This is a genomic window from Amycolatopsis plumensis (assembly GCF_042652605.1).
Taxonomy (GTDB): Bacteria; Actinomycetota; Actinomycetes; order Mycobacteriales; family Pseudonocardiaceae; genus Amycolatopsis; species Amycolatopsis plumensis.
Window position 1 is genome coordinate 814786 of the sequence record NZ_JBHSJY010000001.1, and the last position, 17193, is coordinate 831978.

Genomic DNA, 17193 nt, shown 5'->3' on the forward strand with positions numbered 1-17193 from the left:
GTCATGACGAACTCCCGCCTCAACTTCGCCAAGACCGCCCCGAAGGCCTTCAAGGCCCTGATCGGCTTCGACGCCGCCGCTCGCGCCGGCCTGGACCCCGCGCTGGTCGAGCTGGTCCAGATCCGCGCGTCGCAGCTCAACCGCTGCGCGTACTGCCTGCACATGCACACCTCGGACGCCCGCAAGGCGGGCGAAAGCGAGGAGCGGCTGCACATGGTCGCGGTGTGGCACGAGGCCGGCCACTTCCTCAGCGAGAAGGAGCGGGCGGCACTGGCGCTGACCGAAGCCGTCACGCTCATCCACGACGGCGGTGTCCCCAACGACGTCTACGCCGCCGCGCTCGAGAAGTTCGGCGAAGAGGAATTGGCCCAGCTGCTCGCACTGATCTTCACCATCAACACGTGGAACCGCATCGCCATCACGACGGCCAAGGTGCCGGGCACGGACGAGCGGGTGGCCCGGTGAAGCGCCTGGCGTTGCTGGCCTTCGCCCAGCTGATCGTCTCCCTGGACTACAACATCGTGTACGTGGCGCTGCCGGACATCGGCCGCGAGCTCGGGTTCGGCGCCCAGAGCCTGCAGTGGGTGGTGAGTGCCTACGCCGTGGCGTTCGGCGGGGCGCTCCTGCTGGGCGGCCGGGCCTGCGACCTGTTCGGCCCGCGCCGGATGTTCGCGCTGGGCTGCGCCCTCTACGCGGTGTCGTCGCTGGCCGGCGGCCTGGCCGGGACCCCCGGCCTGCTCATCGCGGCCCGGGCCGGCCAGGGCCTGGGCGGGGCGCTGCTCTTCCCGGCAACGCTGACCCTGGTCAGCACGTCGTTCGCGGCCGGTCGCGAGCGCCACCGCGCGTTCGCGGTGTGGGGCACCGCGGGCGGCAGCGGGATGATCCTCGGCTCGCTGCTGGGCGGGGTGCTGACGCAGGCCTTCGGCTGGGCGGCGGTGTTCTTCGCGAACGTGCCGCTGGCCACGGCCGCCGCTTTGCTCGCGTTTCCGGTGCTGGCGGCGGATCCCGCGCGGGAGCCGGGCCGCCGGTTCGACCTCGCCGGCGCGCTGACCGCGACCCTCGGCACGACACTGGTGGTGTTCGCGCTGGTCGAAGGCCCGGAGCTGGGCTGGACGCCGGTGCTGGTCCCGGCTTCGGCCGGTCTCGCTTCGCTGGCCGCGTTCGCGGTGATCGAGCGGCGCAGCCGCGACCCGCTGTTGCCGGTGCGGCTGCTGCGGGAGCGCAACCTCGGGACGGGCGTGGTGGTGACTTTCCTCTACATGGGCACGTTCGGGACGCTCCTGTACTTCCTCACCGGGTACTTCCAGGGCGTGCACGGCTACGGCGCGCTGGCGACGGGGCTGGCGTTCGGGGTGCCGATGGTGGCGATCGCGGCGGGTTCGCAAGCCGCGGGCCGGCTGGCCACCCGCTGGGGAACCCGGCCGACGCTGGTGGTGTCGCTGGTCGTCGGCGGAGCCGGGGCAGTCGTGCTGGGCTGGTCGATGACGCTGGAGGCGTCCTACCTGGAGCTGGTGCCGGCGCTGGTCGTGCTGGGGCTGGGGCAGGGCGCGGGCTACACGCTGATGTTCGGCGCGGCGGCGGCCGGGATCCGGGCGGCGGACCAGGGCGTGGCGTCCGGAGTGGCGTCGACGGCCCAGCAGGTCGGCGGCTCGGTGGGGCTGGCGGTGTTCGTGGCGGTGGCCAACGCGGGCACGCACGGGCTGTCGGGTGCGGCGCTGCGATCGGCCACAGTGGACGGACTGCGGACGGCGGTGCTGCTGGCGGCGGCCGGGATCGCGGTGACGGCGGCGGCCGCGCTGCGATTCCGCGGCGCCGAGCGACCGGCGGCGGCTGTCTGAGCAGCCCCCGATTTCCACGCTACCCGAGGGCACCGACAAGTTCCGGCGCCGGACGGCTCGCTCCGCCCGGTGTTCCCCAAGGCGGTCCGGCTGTGCGGAAGGGCCACCATCCCCCGCGATGGTGGCCCTTCCGCGTTCTCCCCCCTCGGCCGACTCAGTCCGCGAGGGCCAGCAGGTCCTGCTCCTGCTCCACGACCGGCTCCTCGGCCGGCTGCTTGCGGGCCACCAGGCCGCTGATCGCGATCAGCAGGCCCAGCACCGCGATGCCGGTGACCACGCTCAACGCCGGCGTCAGCCCGGTCAGCAGCGCGGCCGGCGAAGCTTCACGGCCGCCGTTGGCGGTCAGCACCGCCGTCACGACCGCGAGGCCGATCGCGCCGCCCACCTGCAGGGACGTGTTCAGCAGGCCGCCGGCCAGGCCCTGCTCGTCGTCGGAAATCCCGGCCGTGGCCTGGATGTTCAGCGACGAGAACGCCAGCGTGAAGCCGATGCCGAGCAGGATCATGCTCGGCAGCACGCTGCCCGCGTAACCCGAGTGCTCGTCGATGCGCAGGAACAGCGCGTAGCCGATGACGTGCGCGACCACGCCCGCGAAGATCGTGCGGGGCGTGCCCACCCGGTCGATCAGGGGCTCGATGCGCGGGGACCCGAACGCCACGATCAGCGCCGCCGGCAGGAAACCCAGCGCCGTCTGCAGCGCCGACCAGCCGAGGACCCGCTGCAGGTACAGCATCACGACGAACTGGAAGCCGATGTACGCGCCGAAGAACAGCGCGCCGCCGAGGTTGGCCCTGGCCAGCGGGCCCGAGCGCAGGATGCCCAGCCGCAGCAACGGGTGGCGGCTGCGCTTTTCGATGACCACGAACGTCACCAGCAGCGCCAGCGCGACGGCGAACGTGATCAGCGTGCGCGGGGCCGCCCAGCCGATCTCCGGCGCCTCCACCACCCCGAACACCAGCAGCAGCGATCCGGCGGCGCCGGTGATGGCGCCCGGGAAGTCGTAGCCCCGGCCTTCTTCGGCGCGGTACGACGGGATCAGCTTCCACGCCGCCACCAGCGCGACCAGCGCGATCGGGGCGGGCAGCAGGAACGTCCAGCGCCAGCCGACCTCGGTCAGCAGGCCGGAGAACACCAGGCCCGCGGAGTAGCCGCTGGCGCCGAACACGGCGAAGATGCTGATCGCGTTGTTGCGGGCCGGGCCCTCCTGGAACGTCGTGGTGATGATGGACAGCGCGGCCGGCGCCGTGAACGCGGCGGCCAGGCCCTTGACGAACCGGCTCGCGATGAGCAGCGCGCCGTCGTCGACGAGGCCGCCGAGCAGCGAAGCGAGCGCGAAGATCGCGACGGCGACGAGGAACACGCGGCGGCGGCCGAGCAGGTCGGCCGTGCGGCCGCCGAGCAGCAGCAGGCCGCCGTAGCCGAGCACGTAGCCGCTGACGACCCATTGCAGCGCGTTGGTGGACAGGCCGAGGTCGGCCTGGATGGCCGGGAGCGCGACCCCGACCATCGACACGTCGAGCGCGTCGAGGCCGATGACGATCGAAACGGTGAGCAGGACACCCCAGAGACGTGCGTCCCACCGGGTCGAGGTGGTGGACAAGGACACGGAAGAGCTCATGGCGGCGACATTACATGCGCGCGCATCTAATGTCCAAGCATTAAATGCGTTTGCATCTGATGTCCACGCATGCTAAGTTGGTCGCCGTGAGCGACGTCGCTGTGGAACAGGGCCTGGTCCGGGAGTGGCACGAGCTGCTGGGCCGCTACTCGGCCGTGTTCAGCACGCTGGAGTGCCGGCTGCAGGAGCGCCACGGCATCGGCGCGAACGAGTTCGAGGCCCTGGAACGGCTCGCCACCTGCGACTTCAAGTGCCGCTCGGCCGACCTGACCGAGGCCGTCCACCTCAGCCAGAGCGCCACCTCCCGGCTGGTCGCCCGCCTGGAGAAGGAGGGCCTGGTCGAGCGCGCGCTGTGCGAGGTGGACCGGCGCGGCATCTTCGTCACGCTCACCGACGCCGGCCGGGAGAAGTACCTCGCGGCGAAGCAGACGCACCGCGAGGTGCTTCGGGAAACCCTGCGCTAGTTCAGCCCACCGGCCCTTCGACGGCCTTGACCGAGAACTGCCGCTGACCGCCGGCCGCGCCGGCCACCGTCACCGTGAGCTGGTCGCCGGGGTGGTGGGTGTCCATCACGTTCGTCAGCGTCGTCGCCGAGTCGACCGGCTTGCCGTCGATGGCCGTGATCACGTCGCCTGCCGCGAGGCCCGCCTTCTGCGCCGGCCCGCGCTGGACCACCTCGCGGACCTTGGCCCCGCCCTGGCCGTCCGTCACCGAAACCCCGATGAACGCCGTCTTGCCGATGTGGATCTTGTCGGACGCCTGCCCGCCGACGATCTGGTGGGCGATGTCGACGGCCTGGTTGATCGGGATGGCGAAGCCCTGCCCGGTGCCGCCGCTGCGCCGCCCGTTCAGCTGGTAGCCGGTGGACGCGGCGGTGTCGACGCCGATGACCTGGGCGTCCGCGTTGACGAGCGGGCCGCCGGAGTCACCCGACTCGATGTTCGCCCGGACCTGGATGAGCCCGGTGAGCTGCTCCGACGACCCGCTGGACTCGTCGGAGGCGGTGATCGACTGGCCCAGCGCCGTCACCGTGCCCGGCGCGGGCACCGGGTCGCCGCCGCGGCCGCCGGCGTTGCCGAGGCCGAGGATCTGGTCGCCGACCTGCACGGTCGACGAGTCGCCGAGGGACGCGGTGGGCAGCCCGGACGCACCCCGCAGCTGCAGGACGGCGATGTCTTCGGTGCGGTCGTAGCCGACGACCTCCGCCTGGTAGGTGTCCCCGGTGCCGATGCTGGTGACCTTGATGCTGGTCGCGCCGGCGACCACGTGGTTGTTCGTCAGCACCTCGCCGTCCGCCGTGAGCACGATCCCCGTGCCCGCCGCGGCCGCGCCCTGCAGCCCGAGCTCGGTGTTGATGTTCACGATGGCCGGGTTGACCTTGGCCGACACGGCGTCGACGTCGAGCACCGTCTTGGCCGCCTGCGGCTGCCCGGAAAAGCCGAAGTTCTGGTTGCCGCCCGCGGTGGGCGCGTTCGGCCCGGCGATGAGGTGACCGATCCCGAGCCCGGCGACCACGGCCAGCGCGATCGCGACGACCGCGACGGTCAGCGCGCGCAGCGGGTGCCGCCGGCGCGGCGGCGGCTGGTAGACGGGCTGCGGGTAGGCGTAGGTCGGTTGCGGGTAGGGGCGTCCCCACTGGTCACGCGGCTGCTCATACGGCTGCTGGGCGTAGTACCCCGGCTCCTGCGGATAGCCGTTCTGGCCGTAGTAGTCGGACGAGTACCCGCCCTGGCCGTAGCCGTACGGGTACTCGCCGCCACCTTGCGGTCCTCGGTCGTACTCGCTCATGCACAGCTCCAGCTCTCGGCAAGCCTCCGGCTCGTACCAGGTAACGCCCCCTTCCTGAGAATTTCCTGGTGCGTCTCCATGGACTTGCTGTGGATTACCGCCGGATCCGCTCCATGCCGGGGTCGACCAGTGGCTCGGCGGCCACGGTGGCCGCGACCCGGCGGCCGAAGTACTCGATCTCCACGCCGCTGCCGATGTCCGCCGACGCCGGGAGCCACGCGTAGGCGATCGGCCGGCCCACCGTGTACCCGTACGCGGCACTCGCGACATACCCCGAGGCCACGCCGTCGACGAACACCGGTTCCTTGCCCAGCACGACCGTGCGGCCGTCGTCGATCGTCAGGCACCGCAGCCGCCGCGACGCCGTCTCTTCACCGCGGCCCTCGATGGCCGACCGGCCCAGGAACTCACCCTTCGCGGGACGGACCGCGAACGCCAGCCCGGCCTCGTACGGGTCGTGCTCGGTGGTCATGTCGGTGCCCCACAGCCGGTAGCCCTTCTCCAGCCGCAGGCTGTTGAACGCCGCCCGCCCGGCCGCGACGACGCCGAGGGGCTGCCCGGCCGCCCACAGCGCGTCCCACAGCCGCAGGCCGTTGTCCGCGCTCGTGTAGATCTCCCAGCCGAGCTCGCCCACATAGGACAGTCGCATCGCGATCACCGGCACCCCGGCGATCCGGGCTTTGCGCGCGCGGAAGTACTTCAGGCCCGTGTGCGAGAAGTCCTCGCGCGACAGCGGCTGCACGAGGTCCCGCGCCAGCGGTCCCCAGACACCGATGCAGCACGTCCCGCCGGTGATGTCCCGGACCCGCACCCCCGCAGGCGCGTGCTTGACGAAGTGGTCGACGTCGATGGCGCCGTTGATCCCGGCCTGGAACACCTCCGGCTCGAGCCGCGCGACCGTGACGTCACTCCGCACGCCGCCCGCGGAGTCGAGCATCAGCGTGTACGTCACCGAACCCACCGATTTGTCCAGCTGGTTGGTGGTCAGCGACTGCAGGAACTCCAGGGCTCCCGGGCCGCTGATCTCCACGCGCTTCAACGGCGTCATGTCGTACAGCGCGACACCGTTGCGCGTGTGCCACGCCTCGGCCGCCGCGATCGGCGAGTGGAACTGCGCCGACCACGCGTCCCGCGCGGGCGGGTGGGCGTCGTGCGGGAGCTTCCCGAGCAGTGGCGCGTTGGCCTCGAACCAGTGCGGCCGTTCCCAGCCGCCCGCCTCCAGGAACACCGCGCCCAGCTCGCGCTGCCGCGCGTGGAACGGCGTCACCCGCAGGTCTCGCGGGGACAGCTTGGGCTGCAGCGGGTGCAGGATGTCGTAGACCTCGACGAAGTTCTGCTGCGCCGTCTCGCTCACGTACGACGGCGCCAGCTGGACCTCTTCGAAGCGGTGGACGTCGATGTCGTGGGTGTCCACTTCGGAATGCCCGTCGACCAGCAGCTGGGCGACCGCCTTCGCGATGCCCGCGGAGTGCGTCACCCAGATCGCCTCGGCCAGCCAGAACCCGCGGACGTCGGCCGACTCGCCGACCAGCGACTGGCCGTCCGGGGTGAAGGAGAAGATGCCGTTGAAGCCCTCCTCGACCTTCGTCCCGCCCAGCGCGGGCAGCAAAAGCTTGCTCTCCTCCCACGACGGCGCGAAGTCGTCCTCGGTGAAGGGCAGCATGGACGGCATGGCCGTCTCGGTCACCACCGGGTCCAACGTGGACTCGTCGACCGGCATCGGGCGATGGGCGTAGGAGCCGATGCCGATCCGGTCGACGTGCTCGCGGAAGTACAGGTCCTGGTCCTGGTGGCGCAGGATCGGCAGGCTCGCTTCGACCTCCTCGGTGTTGCGCCCGACGAGCTCCGCGACCTGGCCGGTCTTGACGTACTGGTGGGCCAGCGGCAGCAGCGGGACGTCCATGCCCGCCATCGCGCCGATCTCGCGGCCCCAGAACCCGGCGCACGACACGACGACGTCGGCCGGGAAGTCGCCCTCGTCGGTCCGGACGCCGGTGACGCGCCCCCCTTCCTGCAGCACGTCGGTCACGCGCGTGGAGCCGAGGAACTTCGCGCCGCGTTCACCGGCCCGCGCGGCGAGCACCTCGACCGCCTTGGCGGCCCGCGCGAGCCCGTCGGTCGGGACGTGCAGCGCACCGAAGATCCGGGAACCGTCGAGCAGCGGCCAGCGGCGGACGCACTCCTCGGCGTCGATCAGCTCGCCGGGAACGCCCCATGACGTGGCCCAGCCGTGCTTGCGCTTGAGGTCCTCCCAGCGGGCCGGGGTGGTGGCCACCTCCATGCCGCCGACCTGGAGGAAGCAGCCCAGCTCGAGGAACTTCGAAACGGTGTACTTCGCGAAGTCCGTCATCGCCTTGGACGCGTTGGTCTGGAAGACCAGCCCGGGCGCGTGGGACGTCGATCCGCCGGTGCGCGGCAGCGGGCCCCGGTCGAGCACGGTGACGTCGGTCCAGCCGCGGGCGGTCAGCTCGTCGGCCAGGTTCGCGCCGACGATGCCGGCGCCGATGATCACGACCTTCGGTGCGGTCATGGCGGATCTCCTTTACCGGAAGACGACGGTGCTGTTGCCGTTGAGCAGGACGCGGCGCTCGCAGTGCCAGCGCACCGCGCGGGACAGGGCGAGGGCTTCGGCGTCGCGGCCGACGGTCACGAGCTCGCGCGGCGAGTACGTGTGGTCGACGCGCTGGACCTCCTGCTCGATGATCGGGCCCTCGTCGAGGTCGGGCGTGACGTAGTGCGCGGTGGCGCCGACGTACTTGACGCCGCGGTCGTAGGCCTGGTGGTAGGGCTTGGCGCCCTTGAAGCCGGGCAGGAACGAGTGGTGGATGTTGATCGCGCGGCCCTCGAGCTTCTGGCACAGCTCGTTCGACAGCACCTGCATATAGCGCGCGAGCACGACCAGATCCACCGAGTACTCCCCGACCAGGTCCAGGAGCCGCTGCTCGGCTTCCGGCTTCGTCTCGGGCGTGACCGGGATGTGCACGAACGGCACTCCCGCGGCTTCGGCCATCGGCCGCAGGTCTTCGTGGTTCGAGACGACGACGGCGATCTCCGCGCCGAGACCGCCCGCGCGCCAGCGGAACAGCAGGTCGTTGAGGCAGTGCCCGAACTTCGAAACCATGACCAGGATCCGCGGCGGGGTGCCGTCGGAGAACCCGAACTCCATGCCGAAGTCGCCGGCCACCGGGGCGAACGCGCGGGTCAGGTCGTTCACCGTGGCCGGCTCGGTGCAGGTGAACGACGTGCGCAGGAACAGCGCACCGCGGAGGTCGTCGTCGAACTGCTGGTGCTCGACGATGTCGCAGCCCTGCCCGACCAGGAACGTCGTGACGGCGTGCACGATGCCCGCGCGTTCGGGGCACCTGAGTGTCAAGGTGAAAGTCACGAGACGTACTCCAGACTCGCATCGGCCAGCCAGGCTTTGAAGTAGTCCGAAAAGGACTGTCGCACGAGGATCGTGTAACCGTCTTCCCGGACCATCAGCACGATTCCCGTCCGCGCGAGCAAGGTCTGCACACAGGTACCGGGCGGCGCCATTTCCAGGTCGAGGGAACACCCGTGCGCCAGCACGTCGGCCGCGTGCGATCCGGTCAGCCGCACGACGTTGCGCTGCGCCGACACGTCCACCACGGCGAGGGCACTTTCACGTGAAAGTGCCCTCTCCAGCTCCGGCTGGCGGCCGGGTGCGGCGAGGACGAGGTACTCGTCGGGGCCCATCCAGAGGAGGTCCACGCCGTGGCCGCTGGTGAAGGTGCACGGGCCGGGCAAGGGGACGCCGAGGAGTGTCTCGCCTTCCCGGAGGCGGACGGTGAGCTGGGTGCGGAACGGTTCGTCGACCGCGTCAACCGTCACGACGGGCTCCTTCCTTGTCGAAGAGCACGGACTCGGTCACGGTCACCGGCACCACCTGGTCGCCGACCGGCACGTAGAGCGTTTCGCCGATGCGCTCGCGACCCGACCGCACCAGGGCGAGGGCGAAGGTCCGGCCGAGGGCGGCGCTGTCGTAGCTGGAGGTGACGTGGCCGAGCATCCGCACCGGCGGTTCGGGCAGGGTCGCGGATTCGATGATCTGCGAGCCTTCCGGCAGCAGCACCGACGGATCGACCGGGAGCAAACCGACCAGGTGCTTGCGGTCGGGGCGGTTGTTCTCGGCGCGGGCGAAGGAGCGTTTGCCGATGAAGTCGGCCTTCTTCTTCGACACCGCCCAGGACATGCCCAGGTCGTGCGGGGTGACCGTGCCGTCGGTCTCCTGGCCGATGATCGGGTAGCCCTTTTCGGCGCGCAGGACGTGCATGGTCTCGGTGCCGTACGGCGTCGCACCCTGATCCATTATGGACTGCCAGAGCTCGGGCCCGTGCCAGGAGGGCACGTTGATTTCGTAGGCCAGCTCGCCGGAGAAGCTGATCCGGCAGACCCGCGCCCGCAGGCCCGCGACCTCGGCGTCCTGCCAGGTCATAAACCCGAAGGCTTCGTTGGAGACGTCGAGGCCCGGCGCCAGGCGGCCGAGGACCTCCCGGGAGCGCGGGCCGACCAGCGGGATCGTGGCCCAGTGCTCGGTCACCGACGTCGCGAAAACCCGCAGGTGCGGCCATTCCGTCTGCAGCCACTCCTCCATCCACTCGAGGATCTTCGCCGCGTTGCCGGTCGTCGTGGTGACCAGGAACCGTTCCTCGCCGACGCGGATGACCGTACCGTCGTCGATGACCATGCCGTCGACCCCGCACATCACGCCGTAGCGGATGCGGCCGACGCGCAGGTTGCTCATCATGTTCGTGTAGAGCATGTCGAGGAACCAGCCGGCGTCCGGGCCCTGGACGTCGATCTTGCCCAGCGTGGACCCGTCCATGACGGCGACGTCGTTGCGGGCCGCGCGGCATTCGCGCCGGACGGCGTCGGCCATCGACTCGCCGGGCCGCGGGTAGTACCACGGCCGCTTCCACTGGCCGACGTTCTCGAACTCGGCGCCGTGCTCGACGTGCCACGGGTGGATCGTCGTGACGCGCACGGGGTCGTGCAGTGCCCCGCGGTTCCGCCCGGCCAGCGCGGCGAACGAGACCGGCGTGTACGGCGGCCGGAACGTCGTGGGCCTGCGGTCGGCGAGGTCGACGCCGAGTGCCTCGGCGGTGATCCCGGCGGCGAGCATGCCGGACGTCTTGCCCTGGTCGTGCGCGGTGCCGATGGTCGTGTAGCGCTTGACGTGCTCCAGCGAGCGCAGCCCGGCACCGGTCGCGCGCAGGACGTCGGACACCGTCGCGTCCCGCTGCAGGTCGACGAACCGGGTGTCCACTTCGGACTCGGGCGCGGGCACCTGCCACAGCACCTTCGTCTCCGGGAGTCCTTCGCCCGCCGCCGCGCCCACGACGGTCACGTTCGGCAGCGAGCCGTCCGGGACGTACGCGCCCAGTTCCGGGGAGTACCGCAGGATGCCGCGGGCCTGGCTGTAGAGGTGCACGGCCGGGTTCCAGCCGCCGGACACAAGCAGCAGGTCGCACTCGACCCGCTCCCCCCGCAGCTCACCCAGTTTCGCCACGTGGGCGGCCGTGACGTGCCCGTCGGGGCCGCCGCCGGTGCCGATCACGCCGTAGCCTTCGCGGGCGTCGACGATCCGCACGATCTCGGCCCCGGCCGCCGCCAGCTCGGAGGCGGCTTCATACGCGGAGTCGTTGGTGGTGAACACGACGACACGCTGTCCGACGAGGACGCCGTAGCGGTTCAGGTACGTGCGCGCGGCACCGGCGAGCATGATGCCGGGACGGTCGTTGTCCGGGAACACGATCGGCCGCTCGTGGGCGCCGGTGGCGATGACGATCCGCTTCGCCCGGATCCGCCAGACCCGCTGCCGCGAGATGCGTTCCGGGGCCGCGGGTTCGCCCCGGCGTTCCAGGGCCAGCACGAACCCGTCGTCGTAGACGCCGAACGCCGTGGTGCGCGAGAGGAACCGGACGCCCTCGGGGGCTTCGCCGCCGGGCTGGTCGTCCACGAGCAGGACGCGGCCGGAGGCGGCGGCCGCGGCGGCGCGCCCGGCCGGTCCGGCGCCGATGACCAGGACGTCGCAGTGGGCGTGCTTCGTGTCGTACCGGGCCGGGTCCGGTTCGGTGGCGAGCCGTCCCTGACCGCGCAGGCCACGGGCCTCCAGGCCGTCGTACAGCTCGACGGTGGTCGCGGACAGCATCGGTTCCGGGAACGGCTTTTCGATCTGCACCAGCGCATTGGGGTCCTCGACACCGGCGGCGACGATGCCGCGCGGCCGGCCGTACTTGATGCTCGTCGCGACGCGGTGGATGCCGTTGGCCAGCAACGCGGACGCCAGGGTGTCGCCGAGGAAACCGGTCAGCTCGCGGCCGTCGAAGGTGAACTTGAGCGGGATGCCGGACAGCCGGGTCACGAGATCACCGGCCTGGGCTCGTCGAGGCGGTAGACCGCCAGGAGGTCGTGGGTGCGCGTGTCGCGGACGGCGTTGAACCAGCGGCGGCAGCCGGCTGAGTGGCTCCGCCGCTCGGCGAAGGGGCCGCTCGGGTTCTCGCGGAAGAACACGAACCTGGCCCACTCCTCATCGGACAGTGCCGACGGATCCGCCGGATAGGCGACGTGCGCTTGGCCGCCGTAGTGGAATTCGGCTTCCTCGCGCGGCCCGCACCAGGGGCAGGGAATCAGTTGCATGGCGATCTCCTAGTGCGCGACGGCGGCGGCGCCGTGCTCGTCGACGAGGGCACCGGTGGTGAACCGGTCGAGACTGAAGGGTTCGGCGTACTCGTGCGGCTTCCCGCGCGCGATGGTCTGCGCGAAGACGTCCCCGACGCCGGGCGTGGCCTTGAAGCCGCCGGTGCCCCAGCCGCAGTTGAGGAACAGGTTCTCCACCGGGGTCAGGCCGATGATCGGCGAGGCGTCCGGGCTGGTGTCGACGATCCCGGCCCACGTCCGCAGCAGGTGCGCCCGCGCGAACACCGGGAACAGCTCCAGCGCGGCCGCCATCTGCTGCTCGATGATGTGGAAGGAGCCGCGCTGGCCGTAACCGTTGTAGGAGTCGATACCGGCACCCATCACCAGCTCGCCCTTGTGGGCCTGGGAAACGTAGACGTGCACGGCGTTCGACATGACGACCGTCGGGTGGATCGGTTCCAGGAGCTCGGACACCAGCGCCTGCAACGGGTGCGACGTCAGCGGCAGGTCCAGGCCGACCATCTTCGCGAGCACGGAGGTGTGCCCGGCCGCGCACAGCGCCACCTTGCCCGCCGCGATCCGGCCCCGGGACGTCTCGACGCCGGTGACCCGTCCGTCCACTGTGGAGATGCCGGTGACCTCGCAGTTCTGGATGAGGTCCACACCCATCGCGTGCGCGGCGCGGGCGAAGCCCCAGGCCACGTAGTCGTGCTTCGCGATGCCCGCGCGCGGCTGGAAGGTGGCGCCGAGCACCGGGTAGCGGACGTCCGGCGAGGTGTTGACGATCGGGCAGATCTCCTTGACGCCGTCGGCGTCCACCCACTCGGCGTCGATGCCGTTGAGCTTGTTGGCCTCGACGCGGCGGACGCTGTCGCGGACGTCCTGCAGGCTGTGCGCCAGGTTCAGCACCCCGCGCTGGCTGAACAGGATCGGGTAGCCGAGGTCCTCTTCGAGGCCTTCCCACAGCTTGAGGGAGTGCTCGTAGATGCCGGAGCTTTCGTCCCAGAGGTAGTTGGAGCGGATGATCGTGGTGTTGCGGGCCATGTTGCCGCCGGCGAGCCAGCCCTTCTCCAGCACGGCCACGTTCGTGATGCCCCGCTTGGCCAGGTAGTACGCGGTGGCGAGCCCGTGCCCGCCGCCGCCCACGACGACCACGTCGTAACTCCGGCGGGGCTCGGGGTTGTCCCAGAGGAAGTCCGGGTGGTCCGGCAGATCGGTCATCGAGCGTCCTCCGAGGACTGGTCGACTTCTGATATATCAATCGTCGATGTAGGCTAAGCGCCATGCACCCGCAGGTCAATCCCCCGTCGCTGGCCGAACAGGCGTACCTGTTCGTCCGTGATCGCCTGGTCATGCTGGACATCCCGCCGGGCTCCCCGATCAACGAAGAGGAGCTCGGCACCGCGCTCGGCATGGGCCGGACGCCGATCCGCGAGGCGCTGAAGCGGCTGGAGTCCGAACGCCTGGTCGTCGCCTACCCGCGGCGCGGGACGTTCGCCACCGACGTCAACATCTCCGACCTCGCGCACATCTCCGAGGTGCGGCGCACCCTCGAACCGATGGCCACGGCCGCCGCGGCCGCGCGCGCCACGGACGCCGACCGGACCACGCTGACCGAGCTGCGCGCGCAGCTCGACGCGGGTGTCCCGGGCGGGGACAACGCCGAGCTGCTGCGCACCGACCTCGCCCTGCACCGGGCGATCTACCGGTGCGTGCACAACCCGTTCCTCGAGGACACGCTGATCCGGTACGACAACCTGGCGACGCGGATCTGGTGCGTGTTCGTGCCCCGGCTGTCCGGGATGGCCGGCCACGTCGACGAGCACGTCCCGCTCCTCACCGCGATCATCGAGGGTGACGCCGAGAAGGCGGCCGCGCTGACGCTCGAGCACGTCACCGGGTTCGAGACCGCCATCCGGGCCTTGATCTGAGCACCACCCCTCGTGAGTGGTAAAGCGGGTTAGAACCCGCCTTACCACTCACGACAGGCGGGTGCGGACCCAGTCGTGGAACGCGCCGATGTGGTGCTCGCTGGGCACGAGCACCCCGCCGCGCGCGTACGAGCGGGAGTCCATCGCGAGCTGGCAGCGTTCGCACGCCTCGAAGTCCTGCAGGTTGACGCGGTGGAACAGCTCGACCGACCGGCTGAGGTCGCGGCCCGACTCGACCACCTCGGGCAGGTAGAGCCAGTCGCAGCGCACCAGCGTCCGGTCGGGCGCCAGGGGGAACATCCGGTGCAGGATCACGTGGTCGGGCACGAGGTTGACGAACACCCCCGGCTTGATGGTGATCGCGTAGTACTTGCGGTCCTGGGCTTCGGTGACCCCGGGCAGGCGGTCGACGCCCTCGGAGCCGTCGACGGTGAAGCCCTTGATGTCGCCGCCGAACTCGGCGCCGTGGCCGACGTAGTACTGCGCGGCGTAGCCGTCGGCGAACTCCGGGAGCACCTCGGTGAGCTCCGGGTGGATCGTCGCGCAGTGGTAGCACTCCATGAAGTTCTCGATGATCTGCTTCCAGTTCGCCTTCACGTCGTACTCGATGCGCTTGCCGAGCGCGAGACCGTCGATGCCGTAGGCGTCGATCTCGGCCGGGCCGCCGAGCCGTTCGGTGACGGCCCCGATCACCGTCTCCTCGAACGACGGCGGTTCGTCGGCCAGGCAGACCCAGGCGTAGCCGAGCCACTCCTGCAGGTGGAGCTTGGTCAGGCCGAACTCGGTGCGGTCGACGTCCGGCATCCCGGTGAGGTTGGGGGCGGCGATCAGCTTGCCGTCGAGGCCGTACGTCCAGGCGTGGTACGGGCACTGGAAGGCGCGCTTCACGGTACCGGTTTCGGAGGTGCACAGCCGGGCGCCGCGGTGGCGGCAGACGTTGAGGAACGCGTTGAGCTTGCCGTCCCGGCCCCGCGAGACCAGCACGCTCTCCTTGCCGATCTGCACGGTCTCGAACGCCCCCGGCCCGGCGAGGTCGGCACTGCGCACGGCGCAGAACCAGTCCGCCTCGAAGATCTTCGCCTGCTCCCGCGCGAAGATCGCCGGATCGGTGTAGGAGCTGCCGGGCAACGTGGCGAGCAGGCTCGGCGGGAGATCGATAGCGGTCACCGGCGTGGTCCTCTCCGCGGATCAGTACGGGAGTAGTTGCGCAGAACGCGTCTTGTTGCTCACTCCGGAACAGAGTGACTGCCGCCACGCGCGCCTGTCAATGGCTCAGGCCGCCGGTCCCTCGATCGCCCGCCGGAACAGCGTTTCGATCTCCTCCCGCGTCGGCCGCGGGTCGGCGAGTGCCGCCTGCATCAGGAGGCCGCAGAACAAGCCGGCCAGGAGACGGCCGGTGAGCGGGTCGGTGCGGGAGCCGAAGAACGCGATCAGGGCGTCGTCCCAGGCCGCGCTCGCCTTGCGCAGGGCCGGCCGGTGCAGCGCCGCGACGTAGAGGTCGTACTCGACGACCGTGTCCCGGTACTGCTCGTTGATGTAGCCCATCACCAGGTCGGCCAGCGCCGCGGCGAAGTCGGCGTCCGGCGGGAGCGCGGACTCCCACTCCTTCAGCGCGTGGACGTTCTTCTCGGCCGCCTCGTGCAGGGCGACTTCCAGCAGGTCGTCCAAGGTCGCGAAGTGGTAGGTCGTCGAGCCGAGCGGGACACCCGCCGCGGCCGCCACCGACCGGTGCGTGACCCCGTCGATCCCCCGCTTGGCGACCACCTCGATCGCCGCCTTGGCGATCCGCGCCCGCCGTTCGGGGTCGTTCGGACCACGGCGCCGCGTCGCGCCGGGTTCGCTGTTCGCCATCGAGCCCCCTTGTGGACATCTGTACACACTTCGCGTACAAATGTACGCACTCTTGACGTGAACCGGCCACCACCGATCCGGAAGGAGCCGCATGGTCGATGTGCTGAACCCCGCGACCGGCGAGGTCATCGCGACCCTCGCCGCGGCGAGCCGCGCGGAGGTCGACGCCGCCGTCAGAGCGGCGAGGCGGGCCTTCGACGAGGGCCCGTGGCGCCGGACGACGGCCACCGAGCGCGGCGCCCTGCTGCGCCGGACGGCCGACCTGCTGGTCCGCGACCGCGAGGAACTGGCCCGGACGGAGAGCCTCGACACGGGCAAGACGCTCGGCGAGGGCCGCATCGACATCGACGACGTGACGAACGTCTTCCGCTACTACGCCGACCTCGCCGACAAGGACGCCGGCCGCCTGGTCGACGCGGGCAGCGCGACCGTGGTCAGCCGGATCGTGCACGAACCGGTCGGCGTCTGCGCGCTCATCGCACCGTGGAACTACCCCCTGCTCCAGATGTCCTGGAAGGTCGCGCCCGCGCTGGCCGCGGGCAACACCGTGGTGCTCAAGCCCAGCGAGGTCACCCCGCTCACCACGATCAAGCTGGTCGCCCTGCTCGAAGAGGCCGGGACACCGGACGGTGTCGTCAACCTGCTGCTCGGCGACGGCCAGATCGGCGCGGCGATGGTCGAGCACCCGGCCGTGGACCTCGTCTCCTTCACCGGCGGCTACGCGACCGGCGAGAAGATCATGACCGCCGCCGCGAAGGGCGTCCGCCGGGTCGCCCTCGAACTCGGCGGCAAGAACCCGAACGTCGTCTTCGCCGACGCCGACTACGAAACCGCGCTCGACTACGCCCTGATGGCCGCGTTCGTCCATTCCGGGCAGGTCTGTTCGGCGGGCGCCCGGCTGATCGTCCAAGAGGGGATCCACGACCGGTTCGTCGCGGACCTCGCCGCGCGCGCCGACCGGATCCGCGTCGGCGACCCGCTCGACCCCGCGACCGAAACGGGCCCGCTCGTCTCGGCGCAGCACCGCGCCAAGGTCGAGAGCTACATCGAAAGCGCTCTCAAGGACGGCGCGACGCTGCGGGCGGGTGGCAAGCGACCCGAAGGACCGGAGTACGACGGCGGTTTCTTCCTGCGCCCCACCGTGTTCTCCGACTGCACCCGGGACATGGCGGTCGTCCGGGAAGAGGTCTTCGGCCCGGTCGTCACCGTGGAACGCTTCCGAGACGAGGCCGACGCGATCGCGCTGGCCAACGACACCGAGTACGGGCTCGCCGGAGCCGTGTGGACGTCGGACGCGTCCCGCGCCCAGCGGGTCGCCGGGGCCCTGCGCCACGGCACCGTGTGGATCAACGACTACCACCCCTACCTGCCCCAGGCGGAGTGGGGTGGTTTCGGCAAGTCGGGCGTCGGCCGCGAACTCGGGCCGTCCGGGCTGGCCGAGTACCAGGAGAGCAAGCACATCTACCAGAACATCGATCCCGTTCCGCAGCACTGGTTCAAAGGCTGA

At 70.8% G+C, this 17193-nt stretch carries 15 protein-coding genes; 5 read left to right on the forward strand and 10 right to left on the reverse strand.

The features are described from left to right. Positions 1-3 precede the first annotated feature (3 nt). Complete coding sequence (locus tag ACFPLC_RS03925; RefSeq protein WP_378207345.1) at positions 4-465, forward strand: carboxymuconolactone decarboxylase family protein; 462 nt, start codon at positions 4-6, stop codon at positions 463-465. Next, positions 402-1838: an MFS transporter gene (locus ACFPLC_RS03930; protein ID WP_378235694.1), complete on the forward strand. Its 1437-nt coding sequence runs from the start codon at positions 402-404 to the stop codon at positions 1836-1838. The genes ACFPLC_RS03925 and ACFPLC_RS03930 overlap by 64 nt, the downstream gene beginning before the upstream one ends. A 154-nt stretch (positions 1839-1992) precedes the next feature. Here ACFPLC_RS03930 and ACFPLC_RS03935 read toward each other — a convergent pair whose 3' ends face one another. Continuing rightward, on the reverse strand, positions 1993-3456 hold the full coding sequence (locus tag ACFPLC_RS03935; RefSeq protein WP_378207339.1) for an MFS transporter: 1464 nt from the start codon (positions 3454-3456) through the stop codon (positions 1993-1995). An 86-nt stretch (positions 3457-3542) separates the two neighbouring features. Between ACFPLC_RS03935 and ACFPLC_RS03940 the strand changes: the two genes are divergently transcribed. Further along, positions 3543-3920 carry a MarR family winged helix-turn-helix transcriptional regulator gene (locus tag ACFPLC_RS03940; RefSeq protein ID WP_378207337.1) on the forward strand — a complete coding sequence of 126 codons (378 nt, stop codon included), beginning with the start codon at positions 3543-3545 and terminating at the stop codon, positions 3918-3920. 1 nt (position 3921) lies between these two features. Here the strand turns inward: ACFPLC_RS03940 and ACFPLC_RS03945 are convergent, their stop codons facing one another. The 7 genes from ACFPLC_RS03945 to ACFPLC_RS03975 form a co-directional block, all read right to left on the reverse strand. Then, a complete protein-coding gene (locus ACFPLC_RS03945; protein WP_378207334.1) occupies positions 3922-5244 on the reverse strand; it encodes a S1C family serine protease in 1323 nt (440 codons plus the stop codon). A gap of 94 nt (positions 5245-5338) precedes the next feature. Beyond that, positions 5339-7774: a GcvT family protein gene (locus tag ACFPLC_RS03950; RefSeq protein WP_378207331.1), complete on the reverse strand. Its 2436-nt coding sequence runs from the start codon at positions 7772-7774 to the stop codon at positions 5339-5341. Positions 7775-7786: 12 nt separating this feature from the next. Continuing rightward, entirely contained in the window at positions 7787-8629 is an 843-nt protein-coding gene (gene purU / locus ACFPLC_RS03955) for a formyltetrahydrofolate deformylase (RefSeq protein ID WP_378207329.1), read from the reverse strand. Next, positions 8626-9096, reverse strand: coding sequence for a sarcosine oxidase subunit gamma (locus ACFPLC_RS03960; protein ID WP_378207326.1), 471 nt, complete (start codon positions 9094-9096; stop codon positions 8626-8628). Before ACFPLC_RS03960 ends, purU begins: the two co-directional genes overlap by 4 nt. Further along, positions 9086-11629: a 2Fe-2S iron-sulfur cluster-binding protein gene (locus ACFPLC_RS03965; RefSeq protein ID WP_378207323.1), complete on the reverse strand. Its 2544-nt coding sequence runs from the start codon at positions 11627-11629 to the stop codon at positions 9086-9088. Before ACFPLC_RS03965 ends, ACFPLC_RS03960 begins: the two co-directional genes overlap by 11 nt. Next, positions 11626-11904 (reverse strand): sarcosine oxidase subunit delta, encoded by a 279-nt coding sequence (locus ACFPLC_RS03970; protein WP_378207320.1) that lies wholly within the window; start codon positions 11902-11904, stop codon positions 11626-11628. Before ACFPLC_RS03970 ends, ACFPLC_RS03965 begins: the two co-directional genes overlap by 4 nt. 9 nt (positions 11905-11913) lie before the next feature. Beyond that, on the reverse strand, positions 11914-13125 hold the full coding sequence (locus tag ACFPLC_RS03975) for a sarcosine oxidase subunit beta family protein (protein WP_378207317.1): 1212 nt from the start codon (positions 13123-13125) through the stop codon (positions 11914-11916). Positions 13126-13187: 62 nt separating this feature from the next. Here ACFPLC_RS03975 and ACFPLC_RS03980 point away from each other — a divergent pair, with 62 nt between their 5' ends. Continuing rightward, positions 13188-13835, forward strand: coding sequence for a GntR family transcriptional regulator (locus tag ACFPLC_RS03980; RefSeq protein ID WP_378207314.1), 648 nt, complete (start codon positions 13188-13190; stop codon positions 13833-13835). Positions 13836-13883: 48 nt separating this feature from the next. Here the strand turns inward: ACFPLC_RS03980 and ACFPLC_RS03985 are convergent, their stop codons facing one another. Both ACFPLC_RS03985 and ACFPLC_RS03990 read right to left on the reverse strand, forming a co-directional pair. Beyond that, entirely contained in the window at positions 13884-15002 is a 1119-nt protein-coding gene (locus tag ACFPLC_RS03985; protein ID WP_378207311.1) for an aromatic ring-hydroxylating oxygenase subunit alpha, read from the reverse strand. 105 nt (positions 15003-15107) lie between these two features. Beyond that, the gene (locus tag ACFPLC_RS03990) at positions 15108-15686 is read right to left on the reverse strand and encodes a TetR/AcrR family transcriptional regulator (protein ID WP_378207308.1); all 579 of its coding nucleotides are present in this window, start codon (positions 15684-15686) and stop codon (positions 15108-15110) included. A gap of 91 nt (positions 15687-15777) precedes the next feature. Between ACFPLC_RS03990 and ACFPLC_RS03995 the strand changes: the two genes are divergently transcribed. Beyond that, the gene (locus tag ACFPLC_RS03995; protein WP_378207305.1) at positions 15778-17193 is read left to right on the forward strand and encodes an aldehyde dehydrogenase family protein; all 1416 of its coding nucleotides are present in this window, start codon (positions 15778-15780) and stop codon (positions 17191-17193) included.

What these genes read in the sequence shown, in the direction of transcription:
- ACFPLC_RS03925 (WP_378207345.1), top strand. Translation starts at nt 4, where the DNA reads ATGACGAACTCCCGCCTCAACTTCGCCAAGACCGCCCCGAAGGCCTTC.
- ACFPLC_RS03935 (WP_378207339.1), bottom strand. Translation starts at nt 3,456, where the DNA reads ATGAGCTCTTCCGTGTCCTTGTCCACCACCTCGACCCGGTGGGACGCA.
- ACFPLC_RS03945 (WP_378207334.1), bottom strand. Translation starts at nt 5,244, where the DNA reads ATGAGCGAGTACGACCGAGGACCGCAAGGTGGCGGCGAGTACCCGTAC.
- ACFPLC_RS03950 (WP_378207331.1), bottom strand. Translation starts at nt 7,774, where the DNA reads ATGACCGCACCGAAGGTCGTGATCATCGGCGCCGGCATCGTCGGCGCG.
- ACFPLC_RS03970 (WP_378207320.1), bottom strand. Translation starts at nt 11,904, where the DNA reads ATGCAACTGATTCCCTGCCCCTGGTGCGGGCCGCGCGAGGAAGCCGAA.
- ACFPLC_RS03975 (WP_378207317.1), bottom strand. Translation starts at nt 13,125, where the DNA reads ATGACCGATCTGCCGGACCACCCGGACTTCCTCTGGGACAACCCCGAG.
- ACFPLC_RS03980 (WP_378207314.1), top strand. Translation starts at nt 13,188, where the DNA reads ATGCACCCGCAGGTCAATCCCCCGTCGCTGGCCGAACAGGCGTACCTG.
- ACFPLC_RS03990 (WP_378207308.1), bottom strand. Translation starts at nt 15,686, where the DNA reads ATGGCGAACAGCGAACCCGGCGCGACGCGGCGCCGTGGTCCGAACGAC.
- ACFPLC_RS03995 (WP_378207305.1), top strand. Translation starts at nt 15,778, where the DNA reads ATGGTCGATGTGCTGAACCCCGCGACCGGCGAGGTCATCGCGACCCTC.